The 1,564-nt window shown below is 72.4% G+C and carries 2 protein-coding genes; both read right to left on the bottom strand.

What is annotated here, in order from left to right:
• The coding region (locus tag ACWELJ_RS34130; RefSeq protein WP_452370179.1) for a cysteine desulfurase family protein at nt 1-843 on the bottom strand (843 nt) is incomplete at its 3' end.
• A 115-nt stretch (nt 844-958) separates the two neighbouring features.
• Nucleotides 959-1,564, bottom strand: a 606-nt coding sequence (locus tag ACWELJ_RS34125; protein WP_452370178.1) for a DUF5615 family PIN-like protein, incomplete at its 5' end; no start/stop codon positions are given.

The following is a 1,564-nucleotide window of genomic DNA, read 5'->3' as shown; positions in this document are numbered from 1 at the left end:
CTCCAACTCCACCGCGCGAACCTCGAGGCCCGCCACGGTCTCGCGGAGGGCGGCCGCCAGGCTCACCGCCGCGGGCACGTCCGAGGTGCCCGAGCGCAGATCCCGCTCGTGCCCGCCGCCGTGCAGCAGCGGCACCGCCGGCACCTGCCGGCCCAGCAGCAGCACCCCGACCCCGTGCGGCCCGCCGACCTTGTGCCCGGCGAAACTGGCCGCCGCCAGCCCGCTGCCCGCGAAATCGATGGGCAGCTGGGCGGCCGCCTGCACCGCGTCGCTGTGCATGGGCACGTCGAACTCCTGTGCCACCGCGGCCAATTCCCGGATCGGCTGAATCGTCCCGACCTCGTTATTGGCCCACATGACACTGACCAGCGCCGTCTCCTCGGCGTGCGCGGCCAGCGCGGCTCGCAGCGTGCGCGGCGACACGATGCCCTCGGCATCGCAGTCGAGCCACGTGATCCGCGCGCCCTCGTGCTGTTCGAGCCACTCGACGGTGTCCAGCACCGCGTGATGCTCGACCGCGCTCACCAGAATCCGGTTCCGCCGCGGATCGGCGTCCCGGCGCGCCCAGTAGATCCCCTTGACGGCGAGGTTGTCGCTCTCGGTCCCGCCCGAGGTGAAGATCACCTCCGAGGGCCGCGCCCCCAGCCCCGCCGCGATCGACTCCCGGGCCTCCTCGAGCAGCCGGCGCGCGGCCCTTCCCGACCCGTGCAGCGACGAGGCGTTGCCCGTCACCCCCAGCGCAGCACACATGGCCTCGATCGCGACCGGGAACATCGGAGTAGTCGCCGCGTGATCGAGGTAGACCGTCTGGGCACCGACCGGACCCGGGAAAGCCGACTTCATGACCGTCCAAGGATAGCCGCCGCCGTCGAGCCGATATTCCCGCCATACCCGCACCGGCCACCCTGTCCACTCGCACGAGCGCCCGCCCGCGCGGGTTCACCGGTCCATCCGGAGGCTATCCGCGTGACGACGGCAGACGCCATGCCCGGATCCGCTGCTCCGACAGCACCGCCAGGGCGCCACCGGACAGCAGCTGATTCAGTCGCGGCAGCGCTTGCTTCAGCACCGTCACCTGGTCGTCGACCGTGGCATCCACCGAATCCAGCAGGACCACGCTCGGCACCGACGTGCCCGCGATGAGGTCGGGAATACAGGTGCGCTCGGCGGTCACCAGGGCGCGCCCGCTCGACTTCGCCTGCGCCAGCGCGCGCCGGTTGTCGCCACCGGAGAGGCCGATATCGCGCGCGTGCGCCACGTCATACCCGGCGGCCTCCAGCCGTTCGGCCAGCCGGGGGCTCAGGTTCTCGTCGACCAGCAGCTTGATGCCGACCACGACCGGCGAAAGACCCTGCAGCGCTTCGCCGTAGGTGATGTCGAGGACGGCGCCGTCACCCAGCCCGCGGAGCATGGTGTCCATCTCGGTGTCGGCGACCAGCGGCACGGCGACCGTCCTGCTGTGCCGGCCGAGCCCGGCCACACCGGCGGCTCCAGCGGCTCCGACGGCAGTGGCCCCCGCGGCTGCCAGACCCGGCTTCCGGCCCAGATCACCGGCGCCCGAGGC

Source organism: Nocardia sp. NPDC004582 (assembly GCF_053602115.1).
Note: the sequence above shows the minus strand (reverse complement) of the source record. Positions and strands in the feature narration are given on the sequence as shown.